Source organism: Qipengyuania aquimaris (assembly GCF_020171965.1).
Classification (GTDB): Bacteria; Pseudomonadota; Alphaproteobacteria; order Sphingomonadales; family Sphingomonadaceae; genus Qipengyuania; species Qipengyuania aquimaris_A.
The window spans coordinates 1,504,746-1,521,236 of sequence record NZ_JAIUZK010000001.1; the positions used below are offsets into that span (position 1 = coordinate 1,504,746).

Annotated in this window: 16 protein-coding genes; 4 read left to right on the forward strand and 12 right to left on the reverse strand. The window is 61.0% G+C overall.

Annotated elements, in window-relative coordinates; all coding sequences use genetic code 11:
- The first annotated feature begins 26 nt into the window (after positions 1-26).
- Positions 27-278: a hypothetical protein gene (locus LCM24_RS07465; protein WP_224803405.1), complete on the forward strand. Its 252-nt coding sequence runs from the start codon at positions 27-29 to the stop codon at positions 276-278.
- 100 nt (positions 279-378) lie between these two features.
- Here the strand turns inward: LCM24_RS07465 and LCM24_RS07470 are convergent, their stop codons facing one another.
- Together LCM24_RS07470 and LCM24_RS07475 are read right to left on the reverse strand one after the other, a co-directional pair.
- A complete protein-coding gene (locus tag LCM24_RS07470) occupies positions 379-1,401 on the reverse strand; it encodes a serine hydrolase (protein ID WP_224803486.1) in 1,023 nt (340 codons plus the stop codon).
- 126 nt (positions 1,402-1,527) lie between these two features.
- Positions 1,528-1,935 (reverse strand): host attachment protein, encoded by a 408-nt coding sequence (locus tag LCM24_RS07475; RefSeq protein WP_224803406.1) that lies wholly within the window; start codon positions 1,933-1,935, stop codon positions 1,528-1,530.
- Between the two features lie 206 nt (positions 1,936-2,141).
- On the opposite strand from LCM24_RS07475, the gene LCM24_RS07480 reads away from it, so the two are divergent.
- Together LCM24_RS07480 and LCM24_RS07485 are read left to right on the forward strand one after the other, a co-directional pair.
- Positions 2,142-4,331, forward strand: a complete 2,190-nt coding sequence (locus tag LCM24_RS07480) for a DUF305 domain-containing protein (protein WP_224803407.1) — start codon at positions 2,142-2,144, stop codon at positions 4,329-4,331.
- 79 nt (positions 4,332-4,410) lie between these two features.
- Complete coding sequence (locus tag LCM24_RS07485; protein WP_224803408.1) at positions 4,411-5,436, forward strand: endonuclease/exonuclease/phosphatase family protein; 1,026 nt, start codon at positions 4,411-4,413, stop codon at positions 5,434-5,436.
- 102 nt (positions 5,437-5,538) lie between these two features.
- On the opposite strand, the gene groL is transcribed toward LCM24_RS07485, so the two are convergent.
- The 3 genes from groL to LCM24_RS07500 all read right to left on the reverse strand — a co-directional run bounded on the left by groL (position 5,539) and on the right by LCM24_RS07500 (position 9,131).
- Positions 5,539-7,188 carry a chaperonin GroEL gene (groL, locus tag LCM24_RS07490; protein WP_224803409.1) on the reverse strand — a complete coding sequence of 550 codons (1,650 nt, stop codon included), beginning with the start codon at positions 7,186-7,188 and terminating at the stop codon, positions 5,539-5,541.
- A gap of 53 nt (positions 7,189-7,241) precedes the next feature.
- The gene (gene groES / locus LCM24_RS07495; RefSeq protein ID WP_090477425.1) at positions 7,242-7,529 is read right to left on the reverse strand and encodes a co-chaperone GroES; all 288 of its coding nucleotides are present in this window, start codon (positions 7,527-7,529) and stop codon (positions 7,242-7,244) included.
- Between the two features lie 195 nt (positions 7,530-7,724).
- On the reverse strand, positions 7,725-9,131 hold the full coding sequence (locus tag LCM24_RS07500; protein WP_224803410.1) for an MATE family efflux transporter: 1,407 nt from the start codon (positions 9,129-9,131) through the stop codon (positions 7,725-7,727).
- Between the two features lie 128 nt (positions 9,132-9,259).
- On the opposite strand from LCM24_RS07500, the gene LCM24_RS07505 reads away from it, so the two are divergent.
- Complete coding sequence (locus LCM24_RS07505; protein WP_224803411.1) at positions 9,260-9,964, forward strand: helix-turn-helix domain-containing protein; 705 nt, start codon at positions 9,260-9,262, stop codon at positions 9,962-9,964.
- 6 nt (positions 9,965-9,970) lie between these two features.
- Here the strand turns inward: LCM24_RS07505 and LCM24_RS07510 are convergent, their stop codons facing one another.
- The 7 genes from LCM24_RS07510 to LCM24_RS07540 are packed head-to-tail and all read right to left on the reverse strand — an operon-like array spanning position 9,971 to position 16,484.
- The gene (locus LCM24_RS07510) at positions 9,971-10,621 is read right to left on the reverse strand and encodes a hypothetical protein (protein WP_224803412.1); all 651 of its coding nucleotides are present in this window, start codon (positions 10,619-10,621) and stop codon (positions 9,971-9,973) included.
- 2 nt (positions 10,622-10,623) lie between these two features.
- The gene (locus tag LCM24_RS07515) at positions 10,624-11,088 is read right to left on the reverse strand and encodes a prepilin peptidase (protein WP_224803413.1); all 465 of its coding nucleotides are present in this window, start codon (positions 11,086-11,088) and stop codon (positions 10,624-10,626) included.
- Between the two features lie 9 nt (positions 11,089-11,097).
- Positions 11,098-11,928: a tetratricopeptide repeat protein gene (locus LCM24_RS07520; RefSeq protein ID WP_224803414.1), complete on the reverse strand. Its 831-nt coding sequence runs from the start codon at positions 11,926-11,928 to the stop codon at positions 11,098-11,100.
- Between the two features lies 1 nt (position 11,929).
- Positions 11,930-12,904 (reverse strand): type II secretion system F family protein, encoded by a 975-nt coding sequence (locus tag LCM24_RS07525; RefSeq protein WP_224803415.1) that lies wholly within the window; start codon positions 12,902-12,904, stop codon positions 11,930-11,932.
- A 1-nt stretch (position 12,905) separates the two neighbouring features.
- A complete protein-coding gene (locus LCM24_RS07530; protein ID WP_224803416.1) occupies positions 12,906-13,907 on the reverse strand; it encodes a type II secretion system F family protein in 1,002 nt (333 codons plus the stop codon).
- Complete coding sequence (locus LCM24_RS07535; protein ID WP_224803417.1) at positions 13,907-15,301, reverse strand: CpaF family protein; 1,395 nt, start codon at positions 15,299-15,301, stop codon at positions 13,907-13,909. Before LCM24_RS07535 ends, LCM24_RS07530 begins: the two co-directional genes overlap by 1 nt.
- Position 15,302: 1 nt before the next feature.
- Positions 15,303-16,484, reverse strand: coding sequence for an AAA family ATPase (locus tag LCM24_RS07540; protein WP_224803418.1), 1,182 nt, complete (start codon positions 16,482-16,484; stop codon positions 15,303-15,305).
- Positions 16,485-16,491: the final 7 nt, after the last annotated feature.

Sequence of the window (16,491 nt, forward strand, 5' to 3'; positions counted from 1 at the left end):
AACTCGCTGTTTAAGGAATTATCTTTATGCGTAAGATCGCTCTTGTTGCTGCCGCTTCGGCTGCTGCTCTCTCGCTCGCTGCTTGCTCGGAAGCTACCGAAGACGCAGCTGCTGACACCGCTGAATCGGCTGCTGCAGACGCAGAAGCAAACATGGAAGCCGCTGGCGAATCCATGGAAGCAGCTGGTGAAGAAGTTGCTGCTGAAGCTGACGCAGCTGCTGCTGAAGTCGAAGCTGAAGTCGAAGGCGAAACCGAAGCTGAAGCTGCTGCTGACTAATCCAGCACGCTTCGCCGGTTAACCGACGAAACAAGAAGGGCGGTGCCGCAAGGCGCCGCCCTTTTTCGTGTCCGCCCGGTTTTCGATGCAAACGAGGGGCTCAACCGCCGTTGTGTTCCGCGTTGGTCCATACACGCTTGCGTTGGCCGTTCTGGGCAGAATACCCATCGTGCAAAGCACGGGCGATCTGGGCGATCTTGGCCTCGCGGTTGAGGCGCGAGCCCTGGCCCGTCACATAGATGGCGACCGCCACAGCCCGGCCATCGGGGGTTTCGAGAATACCGACGTCGCTCGAAGTGTTATTCAGCGAACCGGTCTTGTGGCTAACCTTCACGCTGGCGGGCATGAGGGCCGGAATACGGCGCTTGCCCGTGCGCGTACGGCTCATCGCACCCAGCAGCACGCGGCGGCTTTCCGCTGACAGGTACTTGCCCTGGTAGAGGCCGGTCAGGAGTTCGAGCATCGCCTTGGGGGTCGCTGCATCGCGCGGATCGATATGCTGGGCCGGATCGTATTCGCCGTCGTCGCGCACGAGGGTGGCGATGTCCCGATCGATGCTGAATTCATCGATACCCTGCCTGCGCATCCAGTCATTGACCGCCTCGGGTCCGCCGACGACACGCAGCAGCGCGTCGGTTGCCGGGTTGCTGGAGCGGGTGATCATAATTTCGATCAGGTCGATCGCCTTCATGTACTGGCCTTCGTAGACCGGTGCACGCGGGCTGGAGAATTTCGCGGAGCGGCGCGGGAGCAGCAGCGGAAATTCGCTGGTCAGGCTCCACTTGCCCTTCTCGACACCTTCGAGAAAAGTCGCTGCAACGGCGATCTTGCTGGTACTCGCCATCGGGAAAAGCTGGTCGCCCAGAACCGAAACCGTCTTGCCGGTCGACAAATCGACTGCGGCAACACCAATACGGCCCTTCGAACCGTCGGCCAGTTCCGCAATGGTCTGCTCGAGCGCGTTTTCGTAAATTGCCTCGAACGTCTGCGGCGCGCGCTCTTGCGTGCCGAGCATCTGGTCGAACTGTGCCTGGTAGCTGGTGGTTTGCGCATTCGCGCCGGTGGCCGCACCGACTGCGAGAGCCGCCGTAACAAGTATCTTGCCTAGTTTCCTCATCCGCATGTCCATCTGTGTAGCAAGTCCTTGGTTAGGCGTTGCTTAACGAAAGCCGGGACGGAAACGCAAGCGCCCGCGCGACAGAATGTGTCGCGCGGGCGCTCGATGCTGTCTGGTGCTTGGTGTCTGCGATCAGGAGGCAGCAATAACCTTCTCGATTTGCTCGGTGGTTTCGCCGGTTACGGTCTTGTTGATTTCACCCACGAGGCGTTTTTCGAGCTCGCTGTGATAATGGCGACGCATCTCGCCCAGCGTCTTGGGATCTGCAATCACCAGCACGTCGGTAATCTCTCCCGAGATCGCCTTGGCATTGAGCCATTCTGCTGCGGCTGCGCCATGGGCCAGTTCACTGAGATCGGTAGCGCCGGTGCGCTGGCCGATATCGTCCTGGTGGCGCACTCCTGCGCTGAAATTGCTTGGGCTCAGGTCCGGCTTCGAGGCGTCGCCGAGCTTGGGCTCGAACGGCTTGCCGGTATTCCTCATGATCGTGAAGCTTTCGCCGTCTACGATTGCGACATGCGCCTTGTGGGGCACTTTCATCGGTTTCTCCTCGGATGCTTTTTAGGTTCTCTCCCTACCAACGAGCCAGCGTCCGATTTGGTCCGCCAAGCGCCGATCATTGGCGCACTTCGCCGGACTGCCCATGATTATCGACCAGCGACTTGTGCCCGCGGCCTTTGCGCTTGACCCGCCCGACGCGGTCGGGACTATGCGCGCCAAGGGTTTGGGATTCGCAGAGGACTGACATGAAAACGACACTTTGCACCATGGCTGCGGGCATGCTGCTCACGACTTCGCACGCAGCACTGGCGCAGGAAGTGCCGATCGTTCTGCCCGGAGCGCCGGGCGAAGCTCCGCGCGTGATCGACCGTGAAGAAGCGATTGCGCTTGCAGATACCTCCTACTCGCCTGGCGATGTCGTGTTCATGCAGGGCATGATCACCCACCACCGTCAAGCGGTCCAGATGGCGGAACTTGCCCAGGACCGCACCAGCAATGACGCGGTGAGCAAGATCGCCGCCGGTATCCTCGCCACGCAGAAGGACGAAATCGCCTTCATGACCGAGTGGCTGGAAGCGCGCGGCGAAGCGGTTGCGATGGACCATTCCATGCACGCAGGTCACGCGGGTCATTCGATCATGAAAGGCATGGCGACGCCTGCCCAGATGGCCGAACTCGCGGCATCGAGCGGAACGGATTTCGACCGCCAGTTCCTGCGTCTGATGATCGAGCATCACAAGGGCGCGCTCACCATGGTCAAGACCCTGCACGAAGCGCCCGGCAGTGCCTACGAGCCGGTGATGTTCGAGTTCACCAATGACGTGGTCAGCGACCAGCAGGCCGAGATCGACCGTATGAACGCGCTGCTCGCCCAGCTGTCCAGCGATCCGAGAGCGACACTGACTGCCGGCCTGCGTGACGCGGGCGAGGCAATCTCCGGCCTGCGCCTTGTCGCGGCCCAGCCCAAGCCCGCGGGCTTCTTCGACCCCAAGAACCCGGCGCAATTGCAGCCGCTGATCGAAAAGGACGAAGAAGAGAGCGACGCAAAGAAGGATGACGAGGAAGAGGACGAGCCGCAGTTCGGCAAGCGCGGATCGCTGCTGGACTTCGCCAACACCGACATGGCATTTTCGGGCGATCTGTTGGTTGCAGGTAGCTATCACGGCTTCAACGCATACCGCCTCGGCAATGACGGCGTGCCCCAGCTGGTAAGCTCCACGGTCTGTCCGGGCGGACAGGGTGACGTCTCCATCGTCGGCGACCTTCTGGTCATGAGCGTGCAGGACAGCCGCGCCCGCGTCGATTGCGGCCTTCAGGGCGTGGATGGAAAGGTCAGCGAAGACCGTTTCCGTGGTATCCGCATCTTCGACATTTCGGACATCACGCGGCCCCGCCAGGTCGGGCTGGTCCAGACCTGTCGCGGCAGTCACACCCATTCGATCGTCTCTGCCGATGACGAGACGATCGTCCTCTACAATTCGGGCACATCCTATGTTCGCGATGACGAGGAACTGGCCGGATGCTTCGATACCGCAGGTGACGAGACCGCGCTGTTCAGCATCGACGTGATCGAGATCCCGGTCGCCAATCCTTCTGCGGCCCGCATCGTCGATAGTCCGCGCGTCTTCGCGACCGATGGGCAAATTGCCGGCCTGTGGCGCGGCGGCAATCACGGTGAAGGCACGCAGGAAACCAATGTGACCAACCAGTGTCACGACATCACGGTGTTCCCGGCCAAGAATCTCGCCGCCGGTGCCTGCTCGGGCAATGGCATCATCATGGACATTTCCAATCCGCGCAAACCGGTCCGGATCGCCGACGTCACCGACAAGGGCTTCGCTTATTGGCACTCCGCCACATTCAGCAATGACGGAACCACGGTTCTGTTTACCGATGAATGGGGCGGGGGCGGTCGTCCGCGCTGCCAGGCAGGCGATCCGATGGATTGGGGTGCCAACGCATTCTATGCGCTCGAGGACGGCAAGCTGGAATATCGCGGCACCTACAAGCTGCCCGCACCGCAGAGCGACAAGGAAAACTGCGTCGCGCACAATGGCTCGATCATTCCTGTCCCGGGCCGCGATATCTTCGTGCAGGCCTGGTACCAGGGCGGCATTTCGGTGATCGACTTCACCGACGCGGCAAACCCGTTCGAGATCGCTTATTTCGATCGCGGACCGATCGATGAAGACCAGTTGGTCACCGGCGGTTACTGGTCGGCCTATTGGTATAACGGACGTATCTACGCGACCGAAATTACCCGCGGGCTCGACATCTTCGCGCTTGAGCCGAGCGAGTTCCTCACTGCGGAGGAGATCGCGGCGGCGGAAGCGGCGCAGTTCGAGGGCGGATTGTTCAACCCGCAAACCCAGACGCAGGTCACCTGGCCCGACGAGGTGGTCAGAGCCGTAGAAGAAAGCCGCAAGGGGGGCTGATCGCCCCCCGAAGCGGAACAATCGCGTAGCGCCGAGGTATAGACCCCGAGCCATTTTTTGAGGCTGCGGGGGATTATCTTTGAAAAATCTGAGCCTTGCCGGGAAAGCGATCTTCGCATTTCTCGCGCTTTTCCTGATCCTTACGCTGGTGTCGCTTTACGATACCAATCGCGGCACTGTCCGCATGCTCGACTTCCTGCGCGAGCCGATGATGTTGCTCGCCGGAATATTCGGGATTGCGGCAATATTCCTTGCACGGCCCCGATGGATCACGGCCTTGGTGCTGGCTTTCGCGACCATCGGCATCAACCTGTGGCGGCTATGGCCTTACACGTTCCTCGCCTCGCCGCAGGTCGCTCTGCCGGACGAGGTAGACGGGATGAGCTGTGCCCGCGTGCTCGCTTTCAATGTGCTGCAGTCGAACGATCAGTATGACCGCACGGCGCAACTGATCGATAGCGTCGACCCCGACATTCTCCTGCTGATGGAAACGAACGAGAAGTGGGTCGAAGAACTTGCCCCGCAGCTGTCGCGCTATTCCTATCGCCTGGGTATGCCGCTGGAGAATAAATACGGGATGGCATTCGCCACGAGGTTGCGGACCGATCGGGCCGAAATGGTCGCGAACACCAGCTCCAACACGCCAACGCTCTATGCGACGCTTCGCATGGGCGACGGCGCGCGCTTCGAAGTGATCGGTCTGCATCCCAGGCCCCCGTTGCCGAGTGAATCGACCGCAACGCGCGATGCGAATATCGCCAGGGCGGGCGCCATGACACCGGACGAGCTTGAGAATGTCCTCGCCATTGGTGATTTCAACGACGTGCCGTGGTCGGATACGACATCGCGCTTCGCACGCGAGGGTCGCTATTTCGACCCTCGCGCCGGGCGTGGCAGCTACCCCACTTTCCCGGCCGACTATTCCTTCGTCGGTTGGCCGCTCGACCAGATCTTCGTGAAGAACGGCGTGAAGGTCGAGGAGCTGGAGATCGGCGAGGACGTGGGTTCCGATCACTTGCCACTCATCGCCAAGGTCTGCGTCGACCCGAATTCGCCGGACGCAGATATCGAGGGCGCAACTGCCGCTGAGGCTGCGGAGAGCTGATAGCCCTCAGGTCGCGGGGGCCAAGGCACAAGCAAAAGAAAAAGGCCCGGCAGGATCGCTCCTGCCGGGCCTCTTCTTAGCCTGTCGGCTGGTCGGTTGGGCTTAAAAGCCCATGCCGCCCATTCCGCCCATGCCGCCCATGTCGGGCATTGTGGGCGCGCCGCTCTTGTCTTCCGGCTGGTCGACGATGGCAGCTTCCGTGGTGATCAGCAGGCCGGCAACCGAAGCTGCGTCCTGCAGCGCGGTGCGCACGACCTTGGTCGGGTCGATCACGCCGGCAGCTACGAGATTTTCGTAGGTGTCGGTAGCAGCGTTGAAGCCGAGCGAGGTGTCGTTGGCGTCGGTCAGCTTGCCTGCGACAACCGCACCGTCATGACCGGCGTTGGTCGCGATCTGGCGAACCGGAGCCTGCAGCGCACGACGGATGATGTCGATACCGCGGGTCTGGTCGTCATTGGCGCCTTCGAGGCCGTCGAGAGCCTTCGTCGCGTAGAGCAGGGCGGTACCGCCGCCCGGGACGATGCCTTCTTCAACGGCTGCGCGGGTTGCGTGCAGCGCGTCATCGACGCGGTCCTTGCGTTCCTTCACTTCGACTTCGGTAGCACCGCCGACCTTGATGACGGCCACACCGCCAGCAAGCTTCGCGAGACGTTCCTGCAGCTTTTCACGGTCGTAATCCGACGAGGTGTTCTCGATCTGCGTGCGGATTTCCGAAACGCGGGCCTTGATGTCGTCTTCCGAGCCGGCACCGTCGACGATGGTCGTGTTGTCCTTGTCGATGGTGACGCGCTTGGCTTCACCGAGCATGCCGAGCGTGACGTTCTCGAGCTTAATGCCGAGGTCTTCGCTGATCATTTCGCCCTTGGTCAGGATCGAGATGTCCTGCAGCATCGCCTTGCGACGATCGCCGAAGCCCGGAGCCTTGACCGCTGCAACCTTGAGGCCGCCGCGCAGCTTGTTGACCACGAGGGTGGCCAGCGCTTCGCCTTCGATGTCTTCCGCGATGATCAGGAGCGGACGGCCCGACTGGACAGCCGCTTCCAGAACCGGAAGCATCGCCTGCAGGTTCGACAGCTTCTTTTCGTGGATCAGGATGTACGGGTTTTCGAGTTCGACCGTCATCTTTTCCGGGTTGGTGATGAAGTAGGGCGACAGGTAGCCGCGGTCGAACTGCATGCCTTCGACGGTTTCGAGCTCGAATTCGAGACCCTTGCTCTCGTCGACGGTGATCACGCCTTCCTTGCCGACCTTTTCCATGGCTTCGGCGATCTTTTCGCCGACTTCACGGTCGCCATTGGCCGAGATGATGCCGACCTGCGCGATTTCTTCGCTGCCCGAAACTTCCTTCGAACGACCGGCGAGATCTTCGACGACCTTGCTGACTGCGAGGTCGATGCCGCGCTTGAGGTCCATCGGGTTCATGCCCGCTGCGACCGACTTCATGCCTTCGGTCACGATCGACTGGGCAAGAACGGTTGCAGTGGTGGTGCCGTCACCGGCGGCGTCGTTCGCCTTCGATGCGACTTCCTTGATCATCTGCGCGCCCATGTTCTCGAACTTGTCCTTCAGTTCGATTTCCTTGGCGACGGAAACGCCGTCCTTGGTGATGCGGGGGGCGCCGAAGCTCTTGTCGATCACGACGTTGCGGCCCTTGGGGCCCAGCGTGACCTTCACGGCGTTGGCGAGGGTGTCGACGCCGCGCAGGATGCCTTCGCGCGCGTCACGGCCGAACTTTACGTCCTTGGCTGCCATTGGTGTTTCTCCTGGAATACTTGGGTATCGTTAGAAAGCGGTAGGGTCGGCGATCAGCCGATGATTCCCATGATGTCGCTTTCCTTCATGATCAGCAGGTCTTCGCCGTCGAGCTTGACCTCGGTGCCGGACCACTTGCCGAAGAGAACGCGGTCACCCGCCTTCACGTCGAGCGGGGTCACGGTGCCGTCTTCCGCCTTGGAACCGTTGCCGACGGCGACGACTTCGCCTTCGCTCGGCTTTTCCTTGGCGCTGTCGGGAATGATGATCCCGCCTGCGGTCTTTTCTTCTGCTTCGATGCGGCGCACGAGAACTCGGTCGTGCAACGGACGAAATGCCATGGTGATGACCTTTCTACTGAGAGTGAATACCTGATTTGGCACTCCCACGTCGAGAGTGCCAGCGGGGCGCAAATGGGGATGCGCCACGGCCGAGTCAACAGGTCGCGGAACGGAAATTTTCTAAATTTGGATCGCCCCTGGGGAGTGCCAACAGGGGCATGTCGCTTTCGCCGTTCAAGCGCGACGCCAGACCTCTCACCGGGCGAAGGTGGTGAGCCCCAATTCGTCCCTGCGATGCCAGCGCCAACCCAAAAGCACGGCCGCAAATACGAGGCCGGTCGCAAGGCCGATCCACACGCCTATGCCTTCGAGCGGCGTGTAGAATCCAAGGACGAGCGCAGTACCAATCCCGGGGACCCAATAGGAAAAGGCCGCTATCCACATCGGGACGCGGGTGTCTTGCAGGCCGCGCAAAGCCCCGGCCGCGACCGCCTGCATTCCATCGAATAGCTGGAATGCCGCGGCGATGACGATGTATTTGAGCGCAAAACCGACCAGGACTGCATTCTTCGGATCCCACGGATCGACGTAGATAGCGATCAGCGGCTTGGGGATCAGGATCATGGCGAGGGCCGTTATCACCATGAACCCCGTCCCGACCCAGATCGACATCCATCCTGCGCGCTTCATCCCTTCTCGATCCCGCGCCCCATAGAAATAGCCGACCCGGATCGTTGCAGCCTGGCCGATGCCGAACGGGACCTGGAAAGCGAGGGCCGCGATCTGCAGCGCTACCGTATGCGCGGCAAGCTGCGCCGCCCCGATATTGCCCATCAGGAATGCAGCTGCCCCGAAGATGCCCGCTTCCGCCGTGATCGTCAGGGCGATCGGTGCGCCGATCCGGACGATCAGCAGGAACCGCGCCCAGTCGGGCGACCACCACCTGCCGAATACGCGGTAGCGATGAAGGCGCGGATCGAGGCGGATCACCAGGACGTAGGCGGCAAGCGTCGTCAGCGTCGTGATGATGGTCGCCACTGCTGCGCCGCGAAGGCCAAGCTCGGGAGCGCCGAGATTGCCGAAAATGAAGGCATAGTTGGCGAGCGCGTTGACGAATATGCCACCCGCCGTGATGGCGGTGGCCAGGATCGGACGGTCGAGCGTCGAGACGAAACTGCGCAACACATTGTTGAACAGCATCGGGATGAGTGAGAGCACGAGTATCGCGTTATATTCGATCGCGAGTGCGATGATTTGCGGCTCTTGACCGGTGACGCGCATCAGCGGGCCGAGCGATAGGCACAATCCCATTCCCAGTGTCCCGGCGATTGCCGCCAGCCACAAGGCCATGCGCACGCTGCGTCGCACCGGCCGCAGAGCAGGTGCGCGCGCTCCCAATTCGGCGGCGGCCACCGGAGCCACAGCGCCGGTAAGCCCCGATAATGCCCACATCACCAGGCCGAACAGGGCGATGGCAAGCGCCGAAGCCGCCAATTGCCCTTCACCAAGCCGAGCGATGAAAATGACGTCTACCGCGTAGGTCAGCATCTGGAGCAGGTTTGCTGCTGCCAGGGGCCACCCCAACTTCAAGGTCGCGCGAAATTCGCCGCTCCAGCCTTCGACGTCCGATGACGTGGGTGCAATGGAACGCGCGTCCTGCATCGCTGTCTGGTAAGATAAGTGAAAGTGGGAACCAATGGCTGTAAGCGCCCGGCGATTACGCGGTGACAAACTGGCACCGCTTTGCCACACTACGGCTTTGGGTCGATCATGGGCTGTGTCCATGGATAATGCGGGAAGTTAGGGTGTCGGAAGAAGTCGAGACTGCGGAAAGTGTCGCGCAAGAAGGAGACCCGCGTCGGCGGGCGCGACGTCTTGTCCTGCGGCTTCGTACTGGTGTGGGCCAGTCGGGACGGGCATTCGACGCCGAAGTCCTCAACCTCTCCCCGAGCGGAATGCTGGTGAAGACAGCCGCGAGCCTTTCGCTCGACGATCCGCTCGAGGTCGTCCTTCCGAAAATCGGACCGGTGATCGCCAAGGTGGTCTGGTTCGACGACCAGCTCTACGGCTGCAGTTTCGCCAAACAGCTCTCCGACGAGGAAGTCGAAGCGGCGGATTTCGCATCCGGCCATTCCGACGAACTGCATGGCGTCGACAATGAAACGCTAGGCGAGCGCATCAAGCGCCTGCGCAAAAATCGAGGCTTATCCATGCGCGCGCTCGCTGGCTTGGCGGGAGTGAGCAAACCGACCTTGTGGAAATGGGAAAGCGACAGAGTACGTCCGCGCCATACCACGATGCAGAGGCTTGCTGTCGAACTCGGTATTTCGGAGCTTGAACTGGTCTATGGCGCACCGGCCGTGCGGGCATCCGATGACCTCGAAACCGGATCGCTGGCGGATATAGTGCGCGATGCCCGCCGCCGGATAGCGGAGGCGGCAGGTGTCGACGAAAGCCGCATCGATGTCCGGATCGACTGGGGCGAAGAAGATTGACCCTTCTTAAGGCCGGGCTTCGTCCGGTGCGTTGTTGAGTACGAGCCGGTCCCGGATTGCGTCATAGGCGAGATCCACGCCGGAACCCCGCACAGCCTCCAAAGTCAGGCGCTTTTGCTCGGGCAACGAAACGGCTTGCTGGTCGAGGCCAAGTTTAGTCAGGGCGTGGGCCAAGGCATCACGATCGATTTCGATGCGTGTCCCGCCCATCAGGAAAATCGGCAGGCTCGTCTCCCCCCTTCCTTCCCGGACGAGGTTCTTCTGCACCAGCATGCCGTCAGGCCCACCATCGAATGCCGGTTCGAGCTTGTACGAAAGCTTCATCAGGTCAGGGGATAGAGTATCGCTCGCCAAGTCTACTCTTGGCGCTTCAGGGGTGGGCAATTCGTCCGGGCCACGGATTTCAGCTGTTTGAGCCGGCTCGTCCTCAACTGTCTGCCCATTCTGTGAAAGAGGCTGGATTTCAGGCAGGCGCGTCTTGGTCTGGTTGGGCTGAAGGGCAACTCGGAATATCCCCGCCTTATCTTTGGACGCGGATTGCCATGATGGAGCAGCGAAAATGGCAAACCCGGCGAGTACCAGGACTATTGCGACACCGAGGAAGGTGGCTTTTTGCCTTGCCCCCCTCGGTCGCGCATTTGCCAGATCCGCCTCCATGCTCATCCAAGCGTGGTTAGAGCGGCGTATCCGACGGAACCCACTGCGATGGCGACACCGTAGGGCAGCTTCGCGAAGTCATCTTTGCGGCGCTTCATGCCTTTGATGAAACGCTTCAAGGTAAACCAGAAAAGGGCGAGGACGCCGCCCGCCAGGACGATACAGAGCGCCAGGGCCGGAGCATCCATGATCGGGAAGAACGCGGCCGAGCCGGCGTAGAATTTACCGTCTCCCGCGCCGAAGATGTTCCAGACGAACATGAAATAACCGATCACGAAGGCGACGGCGACATGAAGGGCATGCCAGCCCAGTGCGGCCCAGCCTCCTATCGCCAATGCAAACCCCAGCCCGGCCAACACCAGGACAAGCGAAAGGATATTCGGAAGTTTGCGAGTGACGATGTCGGTGATCGCACCGACAGAGGAAAGCGCGGCGAGAACGCCGAACGAGATAGTCGCGAGGGCCATCTTCCTTCGTTAGTCCTTACGCTCGTCGGTCTTGGGACCCCTGAGGCTTACACGCATGGGATACCCGTTTGCGACGGTCCGTTCATTTGGATGATCGGCCCCGATGCGGACGCGCATCGGATAGTTGCCCGACGACTGGATGCGTACTTCGGTCGGACGTGCGGAAGCGCGCGGGCGGACCGGCTCGCCGCTGACGCGAACACGAACCGACGGGCTCGATGCGGCGGGGGTTTCCCCTGCCTTGGCGGTGCGGACCCTTACACGGGCCTTGCCTGGCTCTGCGCCGTCGAGCGCGATGCGAGCGGTCGCCGTGCCGCGTTCGAGAGTGATCTTGCGCTGCTCGCCCCCACTCTGGACCAGGCGTTCCTCATTGATTGGCTGTGCTGCAATCGACGCTTCGGACTGCGCGAATTCTGCATAGGCCTTGCGGGCTTCTTCGCGTTGAGCGTGGAGCGTTCGCATATCCTGGGCAAGGTCGCTGGCATAGAAGCGCTCCAGATTGGCTGCAAATTTTGCATCCTGGGGTGCGAGCGTCACTGCTGCGCGGAAATATCGTTCCGCAAGGTCGCCTCGACCGATGCGCGCATAGGCCACGCCGAGCGCGTTGGCCGCATCAGGTGCGGTCTGGCGATTCAGGGCAGCACGCTGCAAGGCGGGGATAGCGTTGCCGTACTGTCCTTCGGCAAGAAGCCGACGACCTTCTTCAAGGTCCGCCTGACCGAACAGCGGCTGGGTGGAGCGGGTATGGTCGCCGAAGTTGAAGGCGTTGATGAAGCTCTGGCAGCCAGACAGCGGCATGACGACCGCAAGTGCGGCCAGTGTTGCAGGAACTTTCTTCATCTTATCCTCCTCCAGACATAGCGGGACCGATGTCGCGCACGAACATGATGACTGCCGGCAGGACCAGCACGCCGATCATCGTCGGCAACATGCAAGCGACAAGCGGAATGGAAATCAGAACAGGGATGCGGTGGGCCTTTTCCTCGGCGCGCATCCTGCGCGCTTCACGCATCTCGTTGGCATAGACGCGCAAGGTGTTGGCGATGCTCGTACCCAGCTTGTCTGACTGGATCAGCAGCGTCGCGAACGAGCGGATTTCATCGACACCCGAGGAATCCGCCAGTTGGCGCAAGGCGGTCTCGCGCGAAGCACCGGCACGGGTCATCAGGACGGTCTCGATCATCAGGTGGGCGATGAGAGGGTGAGACCTCGTCATTTCGCGGCCCACTCGATCGAGCGCGGATTCAAGGCCGAGCCCCGCTTCGACGCACACCAGCACGAGGTCCAGCGCGTCGGGAAATCCGTTGATGATTTCGGATTTCCGGCGGTCCGCCTTGGCGCGAATGAAGAGGTTGGGAATGTAGAGGCCGAGAGCAGCCAGGATCGAGCAATAGAGGTAGATGTTCAGCAGCCCGGGCGGTTCCGAGCTGAAAGAAATCAGCAGCAGGAAAAGACCCGGGAACAGGAACACCATTCCAATGCGAACCATCGTGTAGACTCGCGGTGCGCTGGGGCTGGAATAGCCCGCCATCTTGAGCTGCTTTTCAAGCTTGTGGTTCTTCGGATCGGTAAGGCTCAGGCCGGTGCGTTCGATGCTGTCGGCAATCTTTGCCCAGCGGCTGTCGGAATCCGAGCGGACGAGATTTGCTTTCTCGTTCGACGCGGCATGGGAATCCAGGCGCGCGATTTGCTGGCTGGCCCGGCGACGTGCTTCGACGCCATTCACGACGATCAGGATCACTCCCGTCACCAACGCGAAAATCAGCGCGAGGACGAGGAGGCGCACGACAAGGCTTGTGGCTGCGAGTTCGAGCATATCAGACCTTCAGATCGACGAGTTTGCGAATGGCGAAGACACCGACGAAATAGAGCAGGATCAGGAAGATCGAGCCAAAGATGAAAATCGGGTCTTCCGCGACATCGAGATAGAATTCGGGTGCCCCGAGGAAGGTCGTCACAAATGCAAAGATCGGCAGGATACTGAGCATCCAGCCGGTCATTCGCCCTTCCGAACTCAGGGCGCGGACCTTCATGTACATGGCTGCACGATCGCGAATCACGCCGGCCAGGTTCTCGAGAATTTCCGCAAGGTTGCCGCCCGTTTCGCTCTGGACCGAGAGCGAGACGACGAACATGCGCATGTCTTCCAGTTTCCAGCGGTCAGCCATTGAATCAAGGGCAGTGGTCAAATCTGCACCATAAGTGATCTCGTCGCTCACAAGGCCGAATTCCGAACCGATCGGGTCTTCCATCTCTTGGGTCAGCAGCTCGATTGCGGAGGCGACAGGGTGCCCTGAACGCAGGGCCCTCACGAAAATGTCGAGCGCAACCGGGAACTGCTTTTCCATGGTCTTGCGACGGCTATTCGCGACCTGCTTGAGGATGAAATACGGGATGCCTGCCCCTGCTGCGATCGCAAACAAAAGGCACAGCTGGATGGCCCCGAAGCCGATTTCCGCTCCGGCACCTACAGCAATCCCCAACGCGATGATGAAGAGAAGACCGATGGCAACTGCCATCGCGACCAAGACCTGCGAAATGCTCCAGCTGATGCCGGACGTGTAGATCATATGCTCGAAGCCGATCGCCATGCGTCGCAGCAGCGGAGGTAGCGCTTCGTGTTCGCGAGGCCGGTTCTTCAGCAATTCTCCGTACAGGTCCTCGCGTGCCGTGCCTTTCTGGATCAGGGACATGCGTCGATTGGTGGCGACAGTATGTGCCCTGCGGGCCGCGACGGCCCGGCCGACAGTCTGGAACAGGAGGAAGGCTGCGGCGAAAATCGCCAGCAGGAAGACGATGCGGATGATTTCGGTCGTCATCAGCCCAGCTTCATGTCCGGACGGAATAGTTCGGGCGAAAGATGCATGCCGTGAGCTTCTGCCTCGTCGAGGAACTTGGGCCGGATGCCGGTGGCCTCGAAATGGCCGAGGACCGAACCGTCATCTGCGCGTCCCGTCATGCGGAAGCGGAAGATTTCCTGCATGGTGATCGTTTCCCCTTCCATGCCGGTAATTTCGGACAAGCTCTTGATCTTGCGGCGGCCATCGGAAAGCCGTCCGACCTGGACGACGACGTTGATGGCCGAGGCGATCTGGGCGCGGGAGCTCTTCGACGTGATGTCGATGCCGCTCATGCCGATCATCTGCTCGACACGGCTCAGCGCGTCGCGGGGGGTGTTGGCGTGGACCGTGGTCATCGAGCCGTCGTGGCCGGTGTTCATGGCCTGCAACATGTCGAAGGCTTCGCCGGCGCGGACCTCGCCCACGATAATGCGGTCGGGACGCATACGAAGGGCGTTCTTGACGAGATCGCGCTGGGTTACCTCGCCTTTTCCTTCGATGTTCGCCGGACGTGTTTCGAGGCGGGCGACGTGCGCCTGCTGCAGCTGGAGTTCGGCGGAGTCCTCGATGGTGACGATGCGTTCCGCCTCGTCGATGTAGGACGACATGGCATTGAGCAGCGTCGTCTTACCCGAACCGGTACCGCCGGAGATAAGCACGTTGCGCCGCGATTTGACGATCGCTTCGAACACCGGAGCCATCTGCTCGGGAACGCTGCCCAGATCGATCATCTTGGCAATGCTGATCGGGCTCTTGGCGAATTTACGAATGGAAACCAGCGAACCGTCGAGCGCAAGCGGTGCGACGATGGCGTTTACACGCGAGCCGTCGGCGAGGCGGGCGTCCACGAAGGGCGAGCTTTCGTCGACCCGGCGACCGACCGCGCTGACGATCTTCTGGATCACGCGCATCAGGTGTTTTTCGTCCTGGAACCTTGTTGGCACCGGCTGGAGCATCCCGCGCTTTTCCACGAAGACCGTTTCAGGGCCATTGACCAGGATGTCGGTAATCGTTTCGTCGGCAAGAAGCGGCTCGAGCGGGCCGAGACCCATCAGTTCGTCGACCAGTTCCTGCACCAGCTTTTCACGCTCTTCGCGATTGAGCGGTTCGTCGAAGTCGGCCAGCAATTCGGGTAGGATGCTGGAAATCTGCGCCTTGATCTGCTCGGTCGGGGTCTGGTCGAGCATGGCCAAGTTCAGGCGATCGAGCAGGCTGTGATGGATCGACAGCTTCAGCCTGAGCATCTTTTCGGTATGCTCGTCCTTCTTGCCAAAAAGGATGCGTTCCTCATCCTCGGCAGAAATCAGGTCGGCGTCATTCTGCTGGGTGACCGGCGCCTCGTGCGACGTCTCGTCGAGTTTGGTCTTCCACATCTCAGTATTCCTTCCCGATCTTCGCACTGATCGAAGTGGCCAGGTCGGCAATCTGGCGAGATAGTCGCGCACGCTTCTGTAGCGTCGAGACACCCACGCCTTGCAGCTGCGCCTCTTCGACCAACTGCGTATCTTCCTCTAGCGTCTGCGCAACGTCATATCCGAGCAGGTCCTCCATTTGGGACACATCGGAACGTTTAAATAAACCGCCCGAAATCCGGTTGAGCACAATGGAGATGTTCTGTCGTTCGCGGCCGAGCATCTGGAGCAGCGACAGCTTGCGTTTCACGTGACGCAGCGCAGCGATGCGACCCACGCCGACCAGCACGACTTCATCCGCCGAAAGCAGGATCGGCATCGCCCAGTTCGGCAAGGTCGCGGGCATGTCGAGCACCACAGCGCTGTAACGCTTGCGCGTTTCGCGGATCATCCTTGCGATCGCATCGGCCGATGCACTTTCGATCGGGTCGATATCGTCGGGAGCGGCAAACAGATCGAGATCGTCACCGCAGTCCACGGCAACCGACCGCATGAGGTCGTCGTCGATCTTGTCGATAGCGTCGAACAGGTGACTGATCGTCATCCGCGGACGCTGGTCGAGATAAGCTCCGGCATCGCCGCTCTGCAATGACAGGTCGACGAGAGCAGTACGCGCGCCTTCGCCGAAACGCGAACTCAGCATCGTGGCCAGTTGGGTCGCGACGGTGGTCGCCCCGACACCGCCAGCTGCGCCGAGTACCGCGACAACCGGTGCCAGCTTGGTCGGAACCGCAGGCGCAGACGGCTTCGCATCGCGCGAAACGTCTACAATGGCAGCAATCAGTTCTTCGCTGGAGAAGGGCAATTCCAGCACATCGGAAACGCCCTTGCGCAGCAAGGAGCGGACCGTTCTTACCGGTGCGTCCTGCAACCCGGCGATGACGGGAAGGCTCGGACGTTTGGCCCGCAAGCGTTCGAGACGGGCAAGCGACGCCGGATCATCGGAATCGATCTCGACCACCGCGATCGCTGCTTGGGCGACGGCCTGCTCCGGAAAATCCTCGGCGGTGCCCAGGCGGTGCAAGGTCACCGAATCTTCGAGGATGGCGACATTGCCCAGCGCCTCTTTACGCGCGAACACATGCACGCCTTCTGGAAGGGTCATCCCGTTGTCCGTTTCGTAGGTGTCAGAAAAATCGGTCATGGCGCTC

Coding starts and splice junctions, on each gene's coding strand:
- LCM24_RS07465 (WP_224803405.1), top strand. CDS start 27: ATGCGTAAGATCGCTCTTGTTGCTGCCGCTTCGGCTGCTGCTCTCTCG.
- LCM24_RS07470 (WP_224803486.1), bottom strand. CDS start 1,401: ATGCGGATGAGGAAACTAGGCAAGATACTTGTTACGGCGGCTCTCGCA.
- LCM24_RS07475 (WP_224803406.1), bottom strand. CDS start 1,935: ATGAAAGTGCCCCACAAGGCGCATGTCGCAATCGTAGACGGCGAAAGC.
- LCM24_RS07480 (WP_224803407.1), top strand. CDS start 2,142: ATGAAAACGACACTTTGCACCATGGCTGCGGGCATGCTGCTCACGACT.
- groL (WP_224803409.1), bottom strand. CDS start 7,188: ATGGCAGCCAAGGACGTAAAGTTCGGCCGTGACGCGCGCGAAGGCATC.
- groES (WP_090477425.1), bottom strand. CDS start 7,529: ATGGCATTTCGTCCGTTGCACGACCGAGTTCTCGTGCGCCGCATCGAA.
- LCM24_RS07500 (WP_224803410.1), bottom strand. CDS start 9,131: ATGCAGGACGCGCGTTCCATTGCACCCACGTCATCGGACGTCGAAGGC.
- LCM24_RS07505 (WP_224803411.1), top strand. CDS start 9,260: ATGCGGGAAGTTAGGGTGTCGGAAGAAGTCGAGACTGCGGAAAGTGTC.
- LCM24_RS07510 (WP_224803412.1), bottom strand. CDS start 10,621: ATGGAGGCGGATCTGGCAAATGCGCGACCGAGGGGGGCAAGGCAAAAA.
- LCM24_RS07515 (WP_224803413.1), bottom strand. CDS start 11,088: ATGGCCCTCGCGACTATCTCGTTCGGCGTTCTCGCCGCGCTTTCCTCT.
- LCM24_RS07520 (WP_224803414.1), bottom strand. CDS start 11,928: ATGAAGAAAGTTCCTGCAACACTGGCCGCACTTGCGGTCGTCATGCCG.
- LCM24_RS07525 (WP_224803415.1), bottom strand. CDS start 12,904: ATGCTCGAACTCGCAGCCACAAGCCTTGTCGTGCGCCTCCTCGTCCTC.
- LCM24_RS07530 (WP_224803416.1), bottom strand. CDS start 13,907: ATGACGACCGAAATCATCCGCATCGTCTTCCTGCTGGCGATTTTCGCC.
- LCM24_RS07535 (WP_224803417.1), bottom strand. CDS start 15,301: ATGTGGAAGACCAAACTCGACGAGACGTCGCACGAGGCGCCGGTCACC.
- LCM24_RS07540 (WP_224803418.1), bottom strand. CDS start 16,484: ATGACCGATTTTTCTGACACCTACGAAACGGACAACGGGATGACCCTT.